Source organism: Shewanella sp. M16 (assembly GCF_018224605.1).
Classification (GTDB): Bacteria; Pseudomonadota; Gammaproteobacteria; order Enterobacterales; family Shewanellaceae; genus Shewanella; species Shewanella oncorhynchi.
On record NZ_JAGTUL010000003.1, the window covers coordinates 185,453 to 203,003 of the forward strand.

Annotated in this window: 15 protein-coding genes; 9 read left to right on the plus strand and 6 right to left on the minus strand. The window is 45.1% G+C overall.

Features of this window, described 5'->3' with window-relative positions; translation table 11 throughout:
- Positions 1–92 precede the first annotated feature (92 nt).
- Positions 93–896: a DUF1338 domain-containing protein gene (locus KFE26_RS03335; RefSeq protein WP_212599655.1), complete on the plus strand. Its 804-nt coding sequence runs from the start codon at positions 93–95 to the stop codon at positions 894–896.
- 102 nt (positions 897–998) lie between these two features.
- Here the strand turns inward: KFE26_RS03335 and KFE26_RS03340 are convergent, their stop codons facing one another.
- The 4 genes from KFE26_RS03340 to crp all read right to left on the minus strand — a co-directional run bounded on the left by KFE26_RS03340 (position 999) and on the right by crp (position 4,044).
- Complete coding sequence (locus KFE26_RS03340; protein WP_212599656.1) at positions 999–2,327, minus strand: ATP-binding protein; 1,329 nt, start codon at positions 2,325–2,327, stop codon at positions 999–1,001.
- Positions 2,324–2,998, minus strand: a complete 675-nt coding sequence (locus KFE26_RS03345) for a response regulator transcription factor (protein WP_131523983.1) — start codon at positions 2,996–2,998, stop codon at positions 2,324–2,326. Before KFE26_RS03345 ends, KFE26_RS03340 begins: the two co-directional genes overlap by 4 nt.
- Complete coding sequence (locus tag KFE26_RS03350; protein WP_105250261.1) at positions 2,979–3,326, minus strand: PepSY domain-containing protein; 348 nt, start codon at positions 3,324–3,326, stop codon at positions 2,979–2,981. Before KFE26_RS03350 ends, KFE26_RS03345 begins: the two co-directional genes overlap by 20 nt.
- A gap of 82 nt (positions 3,327–3,408) precedes the next feature.
- A complete protein-coding gene (gene crp, locus KFE26_RS03355; RefSeq protein WP_006080082.1) occupies positions 3,409–4,044 on the minus strand; it encodes a cAMP-activated global transcriptional regulator CRP in 636 nt (211 codons plus the stop codon).
- A 431-nt stretch (positions 4,045–4,475) separates the two neighbouring features.
- Between crp and KFE26_RS03360 the strand changes: the two genes are divergently transcribed.
- Positions 4,476–5,255 (plus strand): tetratricopeptide repeat protein, encoded by a 780-nt coding sequence (locus KFE26_RS03360; protein ID WP_105250260.1) that lies wholly within the window; start codon positions 4,476–4,478, stop codon positions 5,253–5,255.
- Between the two features lie 123 nt (positions 5,256–5,378).
- Here the strand turns inward: KFE26_RS03360 and thpR are convergent, their stop codons facing one another.
- The gene (gene thpR, locus KFE26_RS03365) at positions 5,379–5,924 is read right to left on the minus strand and encodes an RNA 2',3'-cyclic phosphodiesterase (protein ID WP_212599657.1); all 546 of its coding nucleotides are present in this window, start codon (positions 5,922–5,924) and stop codon (positions 5,379–5,381) included.
- A 200-nt stretch (positions 5,925–6,124) separates the two neighbouring features.
- Here thpR and KFE26_RS03370 point away from each other — a divergent pair, with 200 nt between their 5' ends.
- The 7 genes from KFE26_RS03370 to KFE26_RS03400 all read left to right on the plus strand — a co-directional run bounded on the left by KFE26_RS03370 (position 6,125) and on the right by KFE26_RS03400 (position 15,861).
- A complete protein-coding gene (locus KFE26_RS03370) occupies positions 6,125–8,344 on the plus strand; it encodes a putative bifunctional diguanylate cyclase/phosphodiesterase (RefSeq protein WP_198571945.1) in 2,220 nt (739 codons plus the stop codon).
- 103 nt (positions 8,345–8,447) lie between these two features.
- Complete coding sequence (hrpB, locus tag KFE26_RS03375) at positions 8,448–11,021, plus strand: ATP-dependent helicase HrpB (protein ID WP_212599658.1); 2,574 nt, start codon at positions 8,448–8,450, stop codon at positions 11,019–11,021.
- A 91-nt stretch (positions 11,022–11,112) separates the two neighbouring features.
- Positions 11,113–13,431: a penicillin-binding protein 1B gene (gene mrcB / locus KFE26_RS03380; RefSeq protein WP_168827694.1), complete on the plus strand. Its 2,319-nt coding sequence runs from the start codon at positions 11,113–11,115 to the stop codon at positions 13,429–13,431.
- 160 nt (positions 13,432–13,591) lie between these two features.
- A complete protein-coding gene (locus tag KFE26_RS03385; protein WP_006084190.1) occupies positions 13,592–13,870 on the plus strand; it encodes a peptidylprolyl isomerase in 279 nt (92 codons plus the stop codon).
- Positions 13,871–13,949: 79 nt separating this feature from the next.
- A complete protein-coding gene (locus tag KFE26_RS03390; RefSeq protein ID WP_105250257.1) occupies positions 13,950–14,345 on the plus strand; it encodes a DUF2391 family protein in 396 nt (131 codons plus the stop codon).
- Positions 14,346–14,504: 159 nt separating this feature from the next.
- Entirely contained in the window at positions 14,505–14,735 is a 231-nt protein-coding gene (locus tag KFE26_RS03395) for a hypothetical protein (protein ID WP_105250256.1), read from the plus strand.
- A gap of 424 nt (positions 14,736–15,159) precedes the next feature.
- On the plus strand, positions 15,160–15,861 hold the full coding sequence (locus tag KFE26_RS03400; RefSeq protein WP_131525486.1) for a DUF3581 domain-containing protein: 702 nt from the start codon (positions 15,160–15,162) through the stop codon (positions 15,859–15,861).
- 83 nt (positions 15,862–15,944) lie between these two features.
- Here KFE26_RS03400 and KFE26_RS24175 read toward each other — a convergent pair whose 3' ends face one another.
- Positions 15,945–17,249, minus strand: coding sequence for a PAS domain-containing methyl-accepting chemotaxis protein (locus KFE26_RS24175; RefSeq protein ID WP_113939130.1), 1,305 nt, complete (start codon positions 17,247–17,249; stop codon positions 15,945–15,947).
- Positions 17,250–17,551 lie beyond the last annotated feature (302 nt).

Here is a 17,551-nt window from a genome sequence, read left to right on the forward strand (position 1 = left end):
GTGTGACGCTGCAACAGTGGCATTTAGGTCGTTACATTTAGTGTTCGCGGCAAAATAACAGCAATAACCGCAGCACAATAAAAGGAGTTTTTATGCATACCGACATCAACGCGTTATTTGCCGCTCTGTGGCAAGACTATATTCAAATGACCCCTTCTGCGGCAAAAGTGCACGCGTTGTTGGGTCATGGTAAGCCGATCATCAACGACCATATTGCCCTGCGTACTTTCAATATCGCTAAGGTTAATTTGGATGTACTCGCTAAGCATTTCACTTCGTTAGGTTATGTACCTTGCGGTGATTATAAGTTTGAACAGAAAAAACTGATCGCTAAGCATTTTGAACATCCAGACTCGACTCAGCCTAAAGTGTTTATCTCTGAGCTGTTAGTTGAAGAATTTAGCCCTGCGTTGCAAAAAACTATTCAAGGCTTAATCGCCCAAGTGGATGCTGCTGCGACTACCGCTGACAACTTTATTTACTCAGGCCGTCATTGGTCTTTAGATGCTAAAACCTATCAGGACTTATTAACTGAGAGTGAATATGCAGCTTGGGTAGCGGCTTTTGGTTATCGCGCTAACCATTTCACTGTGTCTATCAATCACCTCGACGGTTTTGAGACTTTAGAGTCAGTGAATGAAGCTCTGAAGCAAGCGGGCTTTGTGCTTAATAGTTCAGGTGGCGAGATCAAAGGTTCGCCAGAAGTCTTGTTAGAACAGTCTTCGACTATGGCCGATAAGATTGGTGTTGAATTTACTGACGCGACAGTGGAAATCCCAAGCTGTTTCTATGAGTTTGCGCTACGTTATCCTATGGCTAATGGCGAGCTCTACACAGGCTTTGTGGCGGCATCTGCCGACAAGATTTTTGAAAGCACCAATGTGAATAAAGCCTAACGTCCTCAAATTGCTTTCTGCATAAAAAAACGCCATCAATTCGATGGCGTTTTTTATGGATATTTCAAACAAGGTATTTAATACGATTGGCATAACCTGGGGCTAGCTAAAGGTCAGCTCGATCCTCAATCCACCTAAGCGAGTGCTGTGATTAAAGTGCAGCTCAATCTCGTATTGCTCGGCAATTTCTTTCACTATTGATAATCCTAAACCGTGACCCATCACAGACTCATCAAGCCTTGTTCCTCTTTGTGTGAGCTTATCTAGCTCATCATCAGCAACCCCTGGACCATCATCATCGATACAAAGGCAGAGACGCTCTTGCTGACGCGATAGCTGAATGCTGACTCGGCTCTGGGCCCATTTAAAGGCGTTGTCTAGCAGGTTACCTAAGAGCTCCATGCCATCTTCCCTGTGAATAGGCAGTCTGAGAATATTGGGATCGAGTTCGAAATCACATTCAATGGACTTGTTGCGGTGAACCTTATTTAGCGTGTTGGCTAGGCTATGTAAATCCCTAGGGATCACCAATTGCGCTGCGGGGAGCATGTCGCCAGTGATCCTCGCGGCAGCCAGTTTACGCTCGACCATCTTGTGAATCGAATCAAGTTGCTGCTGCAGGGCAATGGCAGTTTCAGGATCTTTGAGGCCAAGAGCTTCAACCTGTTGCTGCATCACGGCAAGTGGCGTTTTGAGCCCATGGCTCAAATTACCTAAGTTATTGCGGCTACGTTCAATTTGCTTGGCAGTATACTCAAGTAGTTCATTATAGGTTTTTGCTAATGGTTGTACTTCGGGGGGAATATTATTGAGCTCCAGCGCGTTAATTTCCCCTTGTCTTAGCCGAGAAAGTGCGTGCTGTATGTGCTTAACTGGCTTAAAGGATTGACGTAGGATCAAGAATATCCCCGCGATCATAGCAACTAACATCGCCAGATTGACACCAAGCTTAGTGCCATAAACCTCGCTAAACACACGTCTACCGATACTCAAATCTTGCGCAACGGTTAAGGTGGCGCTGACATTGGCACTGCTGGAATTTAATCCCAGTGATAACAACTGCATATCGTTATTTTTTGGCCCTTTAGCTTGCCAGACGCGGGTTTGATTCGGTGCCAGTGGCTCGATATCTAACTGCATATCCCACAGGGAGCGTGAGCGAATCACTTCATTTGGCAGGTTAAGCTGAAAATAACGGCCTGAATAGGCGGGCTTGTAGAAACTGGAAAGCTGGCTTTGATCTATGCTGATCTCCCCATCGTGGATATGGGTTGCCAGCATGATATGTTCGAGATCTTCTTCTAAGCGATTGATAATAGAGTCGTGGAAGGCCTGACGTAGCATGGACTCAAACAGTATCAGTCCAATCACAGTACCTAACACGAGTAAGCCAGTTAACCATAAACTGAGCTTAGTGCGGATCGAGATCATTCAATAATGCCGTGGAAGATGTAACCTTGGCCGCGACGGGTTTCGATCGTGGTTTTACCCAGTTTCTTGCGTAGATGGGTGACATAAACCTCGACCACATTACTCTCTTTTTCATCGTCAAACTGATAGAGCTTATCGGTTAGCTGCGTCTTAGATAGCAGCTTCTTAGGTGACATGAGGAAGATTTTTAACAGCCTGAATTCCATTGCTGTGAGTTCATACAGTTGCTCGGCCACTTTTACCGTTTGCTCTGCTTCATCTAAAACCACGCCACCATAACTCAATTGTTTACTTGAGGTGTTTAGACGACCATGTGCACGGTGGATTAAAGCTTGGATTCGGGCCAATAATTCCTGGGCGTGGAAAGGTTTACCTAAGTAATCGTCGGCGCCAGCATTAAAACCTTCTACTTTTTCATGCCATTGGCTGCGGGCAGTCAGCATGATGACTGGAGTGCTGATCCCTTGATTTCGCCAGCCTTCGAGCAGTTCGAGGCCGTTGCCATCGGGCAAACCTATGTCTAAGATTACGCAATCGTATTGGGTTTCTTTGATCAGATAATCGGCTTCAAGCGCTTTGTCTGTAATATCGGTTACATAGCCAGCGAGTTTGAGTTGTTTCTCCAGCTCGGTGACTAGCATTGGGTTATCTTCAACGAGTAACAGTTTCATGTTTTCGACATTCGCTCGGTAGTGCTATTGATTGATCGGCTTGACCATTTGTTGCATCAATACTGAGATTAACGATTTGGCCACGCTGAACTTTGATTTGCAAATCATAGCGCCATTTATGATCTTCTTGATAGAGATGAGCATCAATTAGTTCACCTTGGCAAAATTGGTTTACTACGGCGAGTGTACCGTTTAAGGACAATATTTGCCCAGAGTTAACTAACGCCTTGGCTTGATAATGTTCTAATTCAATAGGTTCGGCATGCAAGATTATTGGATGCACCAGCGTGAATAGGCTGAAAAAACAGATTAAAAACAGCCGTTTCATTTGAGCTCCCCAATAAAAAATGGCCTAGAATTTATTCTAGGCCACTTTAATAAGGCAGGCTTAAATCAAGCTGAAGACTAACTTAACGGGTACCGTATACCACGATTGTCTTACCATGAGCTTGGATCAAATTCTGTTCTTCTAACATCTTCAAGATACGACCCACAGTTTCCCGTGAACAGCCAACGATTTGACCTATCTCTTGACGAGTGATCTTAATCTGCATGCCATCAGGGTGTGTCATAGCATCAGGTTGTTTAGCCAGATGTAATAGAGTTTGAGCAATACGGCCTGCAACGTCTAAGAATGCAAGGTTACCCACTTTCTGGCTGGTACTTTGTAGGCGATAGGCCATTTGCGCAGACAGCTTCATCAGAATTTCAGGGTTAACTTGAATTAACTGTCTGAATTTCTTATATGAAATCTCAGCGATTTCACAAGCTTGCTTAGCACGAACCCAAGCGGTACGTTCGGCTTGTTCTTCAAACAAACCTAGTTCACCGATAAAGTCACCTTGATTCAGATAAGAAAGGATCATCTCCTTACCTTCTTCATCTTTAATCAATACCGCTACAGAACCTTTTACTATGTAATAAAGGGTATCTGAGTCTTCACCAGCATGGATAAGAGTGCTCTTTGCAGGGTACTTATGAATGTGACAGTGTGATAAAAACCATTCCAAAGTTGGATCAGGTTTTGGCTTACCAATCAGAGCCATGTTGGTGTTCCTCGATTGATTAAAACGAAAGTAAGAGTATTCTAAATAAGCATTTTACGTCAATTAAACTCACAAAAACTTGATGGAAGTCTTAGTTTAGAATAAGTGAATAAATGCAATTAACCATCTAAAATTAGAGCTTATTTTGCTACTTTAGTGATTTAAGTCAACTAAATCGGTATGAAACTCGCTGGATTCACTTAACTCTGTCGAGTTAATCACATCTTACCAGTCTATTTCAGCAGTTTTATTATAGATTATGAATAAAATATGCCACTAAATTACACAATAACATGTTTCACTTTTTAAATTTGACATTCCATTTGGCTTAACTTCCCCCATTATCCTGAGGTTTGTGTGTATTTAGGCTCGACTTATGGGGTTAATTCTGGCTAACTTTGAGGGCAGTTGTTTTTAAGAGAGGTAAGCAAGTGAAATACAGATTATGGGTTTTAGGTGCAGGTTTAAGCTTAACAATAGGGCTGAGCTCTGCGGCGCACGCATTTTCTATCCCGCAGCCAGCTGCTGAACTTGCGGCCAGTAAGTTTGTGCATATTCAGGTGACGGCAGAGCAAGGTGATGCCGATGCTCAATTTTTGCTGGGATTAATGTATCTCTCTGGACGTTTTGTGTCGCAAGAAGTGCCGACTGGATTACATTGGATCTCACTTGCCGCCGAACAACAACATGAAAAAGCGCAGCAAACCTTAGCGGATCTGTCATTTGAAGGCCAATTGATCAAGCGTGACTTGTCAGTCGCTGAGCATTGGTATAAAGCGTTGAGTGAGCAGGGCAGTCGTTGGGCTCAATTCCGTTTAGGCTTTATTTATGCGTCTGGCGGTGACGGTGTGCAGCGCAACTGCGGTAAAGCGGTCGAGCAATTTTCCCAAGTGGGTGATGATGTTGCTTTGGGTAATGTGGCGTGGATTTTAGCAACTTGTCCCGAAGCAGAATATCGTGATGGCAATAAAGCGGTCGAGTTGTCCTTAAAATTACTCAAAGTGAATGAAAACGATCCTACAAATCTTGATAATTTAGCCGCGGCTTATGCGGAGTTAGGCGATTTTGGTGCTGCTATTTCGACGCAGCAGAAAGCGATCGAAGCGTTGAAAATGAATGCTGAAATGACTAAGACTGATGAGTTTATGCTGCGGTTACAAACCTACGAGCAAAAGCGTGCCTATCGCGAAACCTTACGTTTACTCGAATAGGTATTTCTTCATCATCGCTCTCTAGTTAACTGCTATTTTTATTTTAGTATTGATTAATGCATTGATTCATAAATTGAAAAATAAAGCCTGAGTGGATACTCGGGCTTTTTTTTTTGATTAAGGTTAACCGAGTGTCCAAGAATTTAGGATGTGATATTCGACACCCGTGCTTGTGCTTTTTGAATGGTATAAATGCAAATTATCGGGCATTAACGTCAGCGTATTCATACCATTGAGTTGCAATAAAGCCGACTCATCTAGTGTCCATTGTTTTGCTTTTCTAAATAAACTGATGTGCGGGCAAAAGCTGTGCTCACTCCGATGTAATTGCAGTAGGTCGGCAATTTCTTGCGTCTGTTTAGCTAATTGCGCTAACGGCGGCTCAATATCATCACCTTTCAAGCAACATACTTGCGCATTAGGCCATACATCGAGCTGGTTAAGCCGAACGCTAAATCTTGGCTTCACTAAGCGGTCAACCGCATCAAGGAGGGCGATTTTTTGCTCGCTGTTAGCTTGACCCATAAAGCAGAGCGTTAAATGCAGATTGCTGACACTCACCGCTTTCGCCTCAGGATTAAGGTGGCATATCAATTGCTGCTGCAATTCACTTAGATATTCCCTTTGACTATCTGTGGGAGCGAAGCCGAGGAATAGCCTTTGTTGCATCGGTTTATCATCCTTTTGGAGGGCTTAATATGGATTATCTTAGCGAGCACTTTGACGTTAAGCGCATTTGAGCGTTAATCTAGCTGTTGAATTTATCAGCTAATTTGTGACTCAAGCAGACGTTTAATTCACTGTGAGCCTATACTTAATGCACGTCGATAATACCTTAAATGGATTTTTAGGTAAGGAAGAGACTTTTCATGTCAGTAGGTTTAGCTAATCCACTCCAACAGGCTTTGGTCAGTATTTTTAGTGAATCCCCGCTAGAAACCTTAGAGCAGAATGTTGACAGAGCGCTTGAGACTATTACTTTGCAACTGCATTGTGACGGGGTATTTGTATTAACCGGAAGCCAGTCACTGGATCGTTTACGCACGCGTAATCTGTATTTAAAACCTCAATTTGCCCAAGGCCAACAAACCCGAGTCTGGCCCTTGGCACGAATGCCATTTTTTCGCTCTCTTGTCCGTACTCCGCGTCTATTAAATCTGGCTGATGTGAATACCTTGCCTGCCGATGCTCAGGCTGAGCGAGCTTTATTAAGGGATTGGGACGTCAAGAGTCTATTAGTATTGCCGCCAGTCGTGTTTGGCGAAACCCGTATTGCCTTGGGGGCCGTCAATTGCTCCGAATGCTGTGAATGGAGCGAAGAGTTTATAAGTGAGTTTAATCACGCCGCTGTGATGATTGGCTCTGCGATGGAATTGACGCGTATCGCTTTGAGCATGCTTGCCAGTGAACATAAATACTGTGAAGTATTCAACCAGTTGCCCTTAGCTTGCGCCTTGTTAGATAAGCATGATCAATTGACTATGCTGAATAAAGTCGCTCTGCAAACCCTGCCAATTCAACATGGTTATGATTTATTCGACATGGTGCGTGAGGAAGAACACGCCATGCTAACCGATACCTTACATGTGGTACGAGAAGGTGTGCTCGGCCAAGCTTGGTGTGAATTACCTTTAAAATCAATTCATCAATTAACTTGGTTGAAACTGAGTTTTAGCCAGATTAGCGGCGATAAAGATACTTTAGTCATGATTGCCGAAGATGTCAGTGAAAAGTACCGCTTAGCCGATGAGTTATCCTTCCATGCCAATTATGATGCACTTACGGGTTTACCTAATCGGCTACATTTCGAAGCCCTATTAGAAAACCTACTACATGCCCACGACGATATGCCTATTTGCGTGGCATTTCTCGATTTAGACCAATTCCAAGTCATTAACAATATCAGTGGCCATCAGGCGGGCGATAAGCTGCTTTGCCAAGTCGCATTACGTTTGAAACAGCTCGTACGTAAAGGCGATATTGTTGCCCGTTTAGGGGGCGATGAGTTTGGTATCCTGATGCATTACTGCAATGTGGACTCTGCGAAACAGATTGCTAAGCGGATTTGTACCCAGTTAGCAAATCATGAGTTTATTTGGGAAAGTCGTAGTCACAATGTCAGTGTTAGTATGGGGATTGCTAGGCTAGATAAAAAATCCGCCGATATTTATACCGTCATGAGTCAAGCTGACGCTGCTTGTCGATTAGCGAAGGATCAAGGCCGAAATGGCTGGCATTTATACAGTGCGAGCGATCCTAAAATGAACCGTCTCTACACCGAGATGATGGCCTCTGTTGATATCGTCGGCGCACTCGCGTTAAACCAATTCGAGCTTTATTTTCAAAGCATAGTGCCGTTAAACCGCGAGGAAACTGGCTTACATTTAGAGATCCTACTGCGTATGGTGCAGACTAACGGCACTATAGTGTCTCCAGCTATCTTCTTACCCGCCGCCGAGCGATACAACTTGGCTTCTAAGGTTGATCTTTGGGTGATCGATAATTTGCTCAAGTGGGGTGGTAGTCATTTAGATATTTGGCAGCAATTGGATCTTGTGTCTGTGAATCTGTCGGCAACTTCTTTGGGCGATCATGAGTTTATGAATTGGCTAGAAATGCGCTTGATGGCCGAACCTGAGCTGGTGGATAAGCTTTGCATCGAGATCACAGAAACCGCGGCTGTGAGTCAGCTCGATCAAGCGACAAAGCTACTCGAGATACTTCGTCCGCTCAATTGTAAATTAGCCCTCGATGATTTTGGTGCAGGCTTTTCTAGCTTTGCTTACCTTAAGCGCCTCAATGTGGATTTTGTAAAGGTTGATGGCCAATTTGTCGTCAATATTTGCGAAGACTCTGCGGATCAGGCGATCGTAAAATCCATCTGCCAACTTGGTCAAGATATGGGGTTTGATGTGGTTGCTGAATTTGTCGAATCCCAAGAAATAGGGTGGAAATTGCAAGCCTTAGGCGTCGACTATGCTCAAGGTTACGCCATCAATAAACCGATACGCTTAGCTGAACTACAGTCAGGGCTTAGTCAACCTTGGCTCGAAAAGCGTGAGATTTTTGCTCCCTATCCACAGCTGTAATCTTGGGCATGGCAGTCTTGAGCTGTTACTTATGTCAGCACTGACTTGATAATGTTTGCTGCGAAATGGTACTCAAAGCCGATTGTTAGTACACTGACGCCCTGTGTTGGCCGCTGATGTCTTTTTCTTGAACTCTCTACCTATTCATAGCTTATTAGCACCGCTACGCGCGGCTTTTTCTCGTCACGCTCAAGTGATCCTCGAGGCACCGACAGGTGCGGGTAAATCAACGGCGTTACCTTTGGCTATGTTGGATTGGCCAGAAATCAGCGGACGCATTTTAATGCTCGAACCGCGGCGTGTCGCGGCGCGGAGTGTGGCGCACTATATTGCCAGCTGTCGCCAGCAAAAGGTGGGACAAGAAATCGGCTATCGCGTCCGCGGTGAAGCTAAAATCAGCGCCAATACCCGTTTAGAAATTGTCACCGAAGGCATACTGACGCGAATGATCCAACAAGATCCCGAGTTAACTGGGATTGGAATGATCATCTTCGATGAAATTCATGAACGTCACCTCACCACAGATTTAGGTCTTGCCCTAGCGCTCGAAGTGCAAGCTTCACTGCGGGACGATTTAAAGATATTAGCTATGTCAGCGACTCTATCTGGTCTTGCCTTAGCTGAACTCATGCCAGAAGCGGTGACCTTGCACAGCGAAGGCCGGAGTTTTCCTGTCGACATCGAATATCGCCCTGTGCCAACTCAGCAGCATTGGATCGATCACCTCGGCCGCTGCGTGCTCGAACTGGTCTCGGCCAGCAGCAGTGCCAGTGTTGATAAAACGGCTGCCAATAATGCCGTGCTCGTGTTTTTACCCGGTAAAGGGGAGATCTTACGATTACAGCAGTTTTTGCGCGAGCGCTTAGCGGACGATGCTTTTTTGATTTGCCCTCTTTATGGTGAACTTTCGGGTGCCGAGCAAGATAGCGCGATCGCTGCAACTATAGATGGCAGGCGTAAAATTGTGCTAGCCACTAACGTGGCGGAATCGAGCTTAACCATTGAAGGTATAGGGTTTGTTATCGACAGTGGCTATAAACGACAAGCGAGTTTTAACCCTAAAACCGGCGTCACCCGCTTAGGTTTGAAACGTATAAGCCAAGCTTCGGCAACTCAGCGTAGTGGTCGCGCCGGGCGTTTATCAGCGGGTGTGTGTGTTCGCCTGTGGAGCCAAGAAGAACATGGCCGCATGCTCAGGGCCGATGAACCTGAGATCAGCCAAGCGGATCTGGTGGCTATGGCCCACGATTGTGCTTACTGGGGCGCAAAATCCTTTAGCGACTTGATGTTATTAACGCCGCCACCAAGTGTGCATGAGGCGCTGGCGTGGAAACTGTTACAAGATTTAGGCATGGTCGATACTCAAAATAAACTCACTCCCCACGGGAAAGCGGCCTACGAGCTAGGGTGTCACCCAAGGCTTGCTCATATGTTATTGGGCGCAAAAAGTTTGGGCGCAAACAATGGGGGGGTCAATAATGCTAACGAACAAGCAACGCAATTGGGCAGTTTGGCCTGCTTGTTGTCGGGGGTTTTAGAGGCGCGCGGTTTGCCTAAAAAGGGCGCCGATATCATGAATTACCTGCACTTTGCCTGTAATGGACAAGCTGGGCAACAGGCAAAACAGTGGCAGAAAAAGCTAGGATTAGCGGCGGATTTGTCTAAGATAGCGACCCATGCACACCACAGCGATGTGGGGTTATTATTAGCACTTGCGTATCCGGATCGTATCGCTAAAGCCCGCGGTGTTGAGGGCTACCAATTAGCCAATGGTACTGGCGTCGTGCTCGCAGCCGATGATGCATTGGCGCAAACGCCGTGGATGGTGGTGGCGGATTTTCAAGAAATTGAAGGCAGAAATGCTGGGCGGATTTACTTAGCGAGTCAGCTTCAGCCAAGCTTGTTCGACGGCGAGCTAAAAGGTTTGCTGGACATTCATGAGATCTGTGGCTGGGATGAAGCTAAAGGTCGAGTGATTGCGCAGCGCCAATACAAGGTCGGACAAATTTTAGTAAAAACCGAGACGATTGCTAAGCCTGAACGTAAGCAAATTGTCGCGGCCTTACTGGGCTATATTCGCCAGCAAGGATTACAAATCCTTAATTGGAACGCTAACTTAGAACAGTTTCAACACAGGCTCAAACTGGCAACTGAGTTTGACGCGGGTAGTGACTGGCCCAAGGTTGATGATGAAGCATTATTAGCGAGCCTAGAAACTTGGCTGGCGCCTTACCTCGAAAATGTGAATAATCTGCCGCAATTAGTTAAGCTTGATTGCTTTGGTTTTGTGGCAAACTGTTTGAGCTGGCAGCAGAAACAGCGACTTGAAGAGTTATTGCCAACCTCTTGGCCGTTAGTGACTGGTACCTCTGCGCCAATAGCATACGACGAGTCTGGGCGTGCGCTACTGCGTGTGCGTCTGCAAGAAACCTTTGGCATGGCGCAGAGTCCTATGTTGGCGCAGGGCAAACTAAAGGTGACGATGGAATTACTCTCTCCGGCCCAGCGTCCATTAGCCTTGACGGCAGATTTAGCCAGCTTTTGGCAGGGACCTTATGTGGAAGTGAAAAAGGAAATGCGCGGTCGATATCCAAAACATCTGTGGCCAGACGATCCTGTGAATACACTGCCGACAAAATTTACCAAGAAGAAAACCTTGGGTTTAGCTCAGCCCTAGCACCACGCCGCTGGTTTTATAACATTTTGTTATGAAGCACTTTGATTCGCACCACGTTAGCTTTGTGCCTATGGCTGATGTCTTTAAATGCATGAATGATGAAGTAGATATGACAACTAAGACGACAAAAAAATCACCCGCTTCCCGTCGGGCTAATCATGGCCGCGGTTTATTTCGACGAATTTGGTCTATCAGTTGGAAATTAGGCTTGGCTGGATTAGCTGTAGTGACTTTCTACAGCATTTATCTTGATCAAATTATTGCGCAAAAATTTGAAGGCCAAAAATGGCATTTGCCAGCGCAGGTGTTTAGTCGTTCTATGGCGCTGTACCCCGGTGCGGCAGTCAGCCATCCGCAAATGATGGCTGAGCTTAAGTTGCTCGGCTATCGCAAAGTCGCTAACCCACGCCAAGTGGGAGAGTTTTCGGCATCGAGCACTCGTATTGAATTGTGGCGTCGGCCGTTTTTGCATCCTGAAGGCGATCAAGTCGAACAAAGAGTCATGATCAGCTTCGACAGCAATGGCATCAGTTCGGTCACTCGAGTCTCAGACAAGCGTCAACTCGCCGTATTCCACCTTGAGCCTGTATTGCTCGACCGCATTATTACTGGCGACGGTGAAGACAGGCTATTTGTGCCGACCGAAGAAATGCCAAAGTCGATCGTGCAGGCGTTACTGCTGGTGGAAGATCGTAGCTTTTATGAACACCATGGTGTGAATCCATTCGCGATTGCGCGCGCGGCTTTTGTGAACATCAGCGCCGGTCGCACTGTGCAAGGTGGCTCGACGTTAACTCAGCAGTTAGCGAAAAACTTTTTCCTTTCGAGTGAGCGTTCCTTGCTGCGTAAGGTGCGCGAAGCTTTAATGGCGGTCATTATTGATTTTCGTTACAGTAAAGACGAAATCCTCGAAGCGTATCTTAACGAAGTGTATATGGGGCAGGATAAATCCCGCGCCGTCCATGGTATGGGGTTGGCCTCACGTTTCTATTTCGGCCGTCCTATCAGTGAGTTGACTATTTCCCAGCAGGCATTCTTAGTGGCTGCGATTAAGGGACCGTCTTACTACAATCCATGGAAATATCCGGATCGTATTCAAGAACGCCGTGATCTAGTATTGCGTTTACTCATGGATGCGGGGGATTTAACCACGGCTGAGTACAAGGTGGCGGTAGAGTCCCCCTTAGGGATCCGTAATCTCAATAAACCAGCACATCAAAAATTGCCTTCTTTCTTCGCCTTGGTAAAACAGGAAGTGAACGAGCGTTATGGCGATGCGCTATTGAAGCAATCTGGGGTGAAAATCTATACCACGCTCGATCCTATGGCCCAAGAAGCCGCCGAAATTGCGGTGACTCAAACCCTCAAAAGCTTAGATAAGAGCAATAAATCATTGCAGATTGGTATGGTCGTGACCGACAAATACACAGGCGGTATTGCGGCTATGGTCGGCGATAAAACCCCAGGATTTGATGGCTTTAACCGCGCGGTTGAAATTCGTCGTCCTATTGGTTCGTTAATTAAGCCTTTTGTGTATGCTACGGCTTTGGCACCTAATAGCCAATTTACCTTAGCGACACCTCTTAAAGATCAACCTATTACCTTAAAAAGCGAGCAAGGTAAGACATGGTCACCACAAAACTTTGATAAGAAGTTCAGTGGTCAGGTGCCTTTGTTAACGGCATTGAAAAAGTCGATGAACGTACCGACGGTAAACCTTGGGATTGCTGTGGGTGTGGATGCGGTTGCAACAACATTGGCTAAATCGGGTTGGCAGGAGCCGTTAAACGAGTATCCCTCCATGTTACTCGGCGCCGTCAATGGCTCGCCATTAATGGTAGCGCAAGTGTACCAAACCTTAGCTGATAGCGGTGTTTATCGTAAGTTAACCACAGTGACCGCTGTGCTAGATTCTGATAAGAACCCATTACCAGTGACGCGATTGCCTAAAGAGCAAGCTATAGCACCTGAGACAGATTTCTTAATTCAATTTGCTATGCAGCAAGTAGTGAATACGGGAACGGCGACGCGTTTAGGTAATGCTTTCCCTGGCGTTGGACTGGCGGGTAAGACTGGCACCAGTAACGACAGTCGCGACTCTTGGTTTGCGGGCTTTGATGAGCGTAACGTCGCCGCCATTTGGGTTGGTCGTGACGATAACGGCAAAACCAGTTTGTATGGTAGTAGTGGCGCCATGGCCGTGTATCTTGCCTTCTTAAAGGAACGTCCACCTATTAGTCTGCGCTCAATCCCTGTGAACGGCGTAGTGAAGGGCTTTTTTGACCGAGATACAGGTGTGGCTAAGGAATCCACTTGCAGCAATGTTGATGCGCTTCCGGCATTAGCTGCGACCTATCGTCCTGTGAATAACTGCGGCGACCCTTTGCAGTGGTGGCAGAAAATTTTCTAGGTTAATAGGGTCGATAATGGGCCAATAACGCACTTATGCGTTGGATCTAAAACCTTTTAGTCAGTAGAACCTACGCCGATGGAAGTGGTGTGATCGAGGACAAAACTCGGGGCGCCAATCTTCCCTTTGCACGGGACGTTAATCCAAAGTGAGAAATGACATGTTTAAAACCGCTGCCGCTGTGCATATTTTAGTTAAACACAAAGAACAGGCTGAGGATATTGTTAAGCAGCTGAATAATGGTGCTAATTTTGCTGTGCTCGCTAAGCGTTTTTCCTCTTGCCCCTCGGCCAAAAAAGGTGGCGATTTAGGCGAGTTCAAAAAAGGCCAAATGGTGCCACAGTTCGATAAGGTTGCATTTTCAGGTGAATTACTGGTGCCACATATAGTGAAAACCAAGTTTGGCTGGCATGTGGTTAAAGTGCTGTATCGCACTTAATACCCCAGTAATAAGCGCATCTTCACCGAACGTTATTTTCGACTAATCAAATAGATTGGAAGATTAGGGAGCGATCAGCATGAAATTTAGTTTTAACACCGAAGATGCGAGTCAAGTTTGCGTAGGGGCTTTTGCCCTTGCGGTTCCCGTTGCATTTTCTGAGGAAGCGTGGCATCTCGGTGAGACTTTACCTTTATTAAATATCGGTATGCTTTTTAGTTTATCGCTGCTCTTTCTTGGGGTATTCACCTATCACAGCGTGTTCCAACAGAATATTGCTTCCCGCGTTCCTGTGTTTATTTTTCGTATCGTGGTGGCGTATTTGCTCACAGCCCTCGTGGTTTTCCTCGTGCTGCTTTGCCTCGATAAAGTGCCATTTTTTGAGGACCCACTAACCTCTATAAAACGGATCATAGTGATCACTATGCCAGCCTCTATGGGCGCTATTGTTGTGGATAGTTTTGATAAAGAATGACACTGTTTCGCTAAATCTCATGACTTTTGTCACTGGTTGATTGCGGTTGTCTTGCGCATACTTATTTCCATGTTCTGACTTTGACATTGATTAAGCGTCATAAGCAGATCTAAATTTTGAGCTTGATAACGATAACGCCAATAGATAAAGGAAATGACTATGAACACTGGTGCCCTCGCTTTACTTATCCCAATATTTGCAATTGTTGGCGGATATGTGGTCGCTATAATGAAAATTCGCAACAAACAAGGTGTGTCGACGCGTGAGCAAGTGGCAGAAAACCAAGCTTTTCAGACCGAGTTAGCCATCCTTCGTCAGCGTATCGAAGTGCTAGAGCAGTTAGCCACTGACGATGGTTTTCAGTTAAAGCGTGAATTTAAAAAGGTCTAACGATTTATTCCTTGGCTTATCGGTGGCTAGGCAATACTTACGTTTTAGATGTTATTTGTTCTGACAAGGTATTGCTCGCCAAACGATAAATGATGTTGAGTTATTTTAAATGAGTCACGAGTGATGAAAACGGCCTTATTTTGCTAACATTTCTGCGGCATTATCGGCTGTTATATGTCGCGTCATCATGCTATACAGGCTCTATCTTGCATAAAATTCCGCCTAATATCTGCAGAATAAACCTGAAACGTCAACAGATCCTGATACCCCTGTCATTTGTTTGGCTTTACAAATGTGGGCAGGGTGTTACTTTGTACGCCTTACGTGGGTCAAGTCATCGGGTGAGTTAAATACCTATTTTAAGGTAGACTCGTGATAATTTTGTTATCCATCCCTGTATTGAGTTATTACAAATAGAGTTTATATGTTTCTAGCGCCTTATTTTTCTAAGCAAAATCAAGCTATTTCCGTTTCAGCACAACAAGCCAGTGACTTCGCGAAGAAAATTGCGCAGGACTTTAATCCTATCCACGATGTGGGGGCAAAACGCTTTTGCGTACCGGGAGATTTACTGTTTGCCCTAGTATTGACTCAATATGGTTTGAGCCAGAGCATGAAGTTTAGCTTTGCGGGTATGGTGGGTGATAGCGTCGAACTGCAATTCCCTGAACAAGTGAGCGAGAGTTTTTCGATTCGCGATAGTCGTGAAAAAACCTATCTTAATGTCAGCCGTCATGGCGATGTGAGTTGTTGCGATGCGCAGACCGAATCCTTTATTCGTCAATATGTTGCTTTCTCTGGGCATAATTTTATCGATATTCTGATCCCTTTGATGAAACAACATCAAGTGATGATCAACCCAGAACGGCCTTTAGTGATTTACGAAAGTATGTCGTTTGACTTAACCACCCTCGATTTTGTGCAAGTGACCTTATCCCTCGTTGGCCAAGATTTAAAAATCGATGGTAAACGTGGCGATGTGACATTGCACTTTGAATTACACAGTGGCGACACTTTAGTTGGCACAGGTATCAAAACCTTAGTGATGAGTGGATTACGTGCTTACGATGAGGTTCTTGTACAGCAAATGCGCGCCACCTATGAAGGTCGTAAAACTGATTATTGATTGACGTAAAAGCAATAGGTTGGCGTTTTGTCTTTTAGATAAAGCGCCATGCAATCCTTGATAGCGCGATTAAATGCTAGCAATTAATTGTTATTGACTGATAGCTGCGACACGATTGCTGAGACGTTTTCCGCGCCGCTACGTATTTCTCCCATCACTAATGTTACCTCTGCTAACTGTTGTTTTCCTTCCAGTGCAATACCTTCAACTTCGTTCATCATGCTAGTTGCACTTGTGGTGAGTTGTGTATTTTTAGTGACGACGGCGGCAATCTCACTGGTTGATTTACTGGTTCTGGAAGCAAGCTGCCTTACTTCATCGGCGACAACGGCAAAACCTCGGCCTTGTTCCCCCGCTCGTGCGGCCTCAATTGCGGCATTTAATGCTAGTAAATTAGTTTGATCGGCAATCGAACTAATGGTCGCGACTATGGCTTGAATACTTTGAGATTGTTCATTGAGTTGAGTTATCGCCAAGGTCGCTTTATGGGTTTGCTCGGCAATAGCATTAGAGGTATTTACCGTCGCATTGAGTAAATGTACGCCTTGTTCTGCTTGCTCGACGGTACGTTGTGACGTGGTCAGTGCAATATTGGCGGCTTCACGTACAGCGTGGCTTTGCTCGATCCGCTTGCTGATATCGCTCGCAAATTTAATTACTTTAACCACTTTACCTTGCTCATCCATAATAGGATTGTATGCCGCTTCTAACCAAATCGAATCGCCATAAGCATTTTTACGTTCAAAGAGACCGCTGCTATATCGACCTTGCTTTAGATCGTCCCAAAAGTGTGGATTTTGTCGATAAAACTCATCAAAACAGAAAATACGGTGGTGTTTACCAATAATCTGCTCTTTGCTAAAGCCCATTGTCTTTAAGAAGTTAGTATTGGCTTTCAAAATCGTGCCATCGGTAGTGAATTCAATAATGGCTTGCGAGCGATTCAAGGCATTAAAAATGGCCGCTTGGTCGTCAAGTTGGTGCTTATCTTGGGTGATATCAGCGGCTGTTTTCATTATTTTAACGACTTTACCTGCCTGTTTGATTGGGAAGTAAGTGGCTCTAAGCCAGATCTCTTGGCCATTTTTATTCACTCGTGCAAAATTGCCTTCCTGTGGATGACCTGCTTTTAGATTGCTCCAAAATTGCTGGTAGGTAGCAGAATTACCATAAGCCGCTGAGCAAAATAGTTTGTGATGTTGGCCTACGACTTCATTAAGTGAATAACCTACCGTTTTTAAAAACAACGCATTAGCATCGAGAATTATTCCATCAGGCGTAAATTCTACTGTGGCAATACTGTGCTTAATCGAGTCGATGATCGACTCCGCCTCTTGGCGTTTACTTTCGCTCACTTCTAGGCTTTTACGTAATGAAGAGTTGAACACTGAGATACTCCTGATGAGTCTAACTGACTCAAAAACTGCAGTTCTTTATTGAAAGCTCGATATTTCGAGCTAGATATACTGATAAATATAGCTGTGATTTTAATATGTGGTTTATTTCTATGAAACGCGTGATCGGGATCTATATACCTAAATTGAGTAAAAAAGATCACTATTCCTCGGTTTATTCACGAATAGGCATAGCTAGAAAACATTAATGAGGCAATTCGGCTTAATCAGATTGAATTAACGCCAAAGAAAAAGCTGCCAAAGGGCAGCTTCTTAAGTGTCATCTTTGCTCGGCG